At 34.9% G+C, this 604-nt stretch carries 1 protein-coding gene; it reads right to left on the bottom strand.

Going from position 1 to position 604, the window contains the following annotated elements:
• Positions 1-131: 131 nt before the first annotated feature.
• The coding region (locus CRU95_RS16105; protein ID WP_164969826.1) for a transposase at positions 132-604 on the bottom strand (473 nt) is incomplete at its 5' end.

The following is a 604-nucleotide window of genomic DNA, read 5'->3' as shown; positions in this document are numbered from 1 at the left end:
TCACATGCCCATCAACTTAAGAACAAAAATAAAATGAACTTTCGTTCAAAGCAACTAAAAAACTCGTAATGTACTTTTGGTATTGAAAAGTACACACACCAAATAAACTCTAACGAGTTTCATTTTAAAAATTATGCAGCTTTCTTTTGTTTTCCAAACCCATTATACTCATAGACAACACCCATAATATCAAAGATAGTTTTCTTCTCATATCGATGAGATTTCCGTCCATTCTTCTGTAGGAGGTCGAACAAACGGATTAAAATCTTTGTTAGATCTTGGGTGTTTCTCTGTATCGCTTGATATAACAGGGATAGATGATCTTGAATCATCCCAATTGCTTTATATTCGCTTAGTTCTCTTTTGTGCTTTTGCAACAGAAGTTGGCGCATCTTAAACATCGTGGAAGAACATATAAAAATGGCAATGAGTTTTCCATACACATGGCATTCTAATCGCTCTTGTTTGATAGTTTGCCAATGATGAATTTGAAATAGAGATTTCCACGTTTTAAATATGATTTCGATCTGCCAGCGGAGGGAGTAAAAATCATGGATTTGTTCCATCGGAACCACTTCCCAAGGCGTATTCGTAACATATATGT

The organism is Arcobacter sp. F2176 (assembly GCF_004116465.1).
In the GTDB taxonomy this organism is placed as follows: Bacteria; Campylobacterota; Campylobacteria; order Campylobacterales; family Arcobacteraceae; genus Arcobacter; species Arcobacter siniprincipis.
The sequence above is the reverse complement of the archived record's forward strand: the minus strand, read 5'-3'. Positions and strand labels throughout refer to the sequence as shown.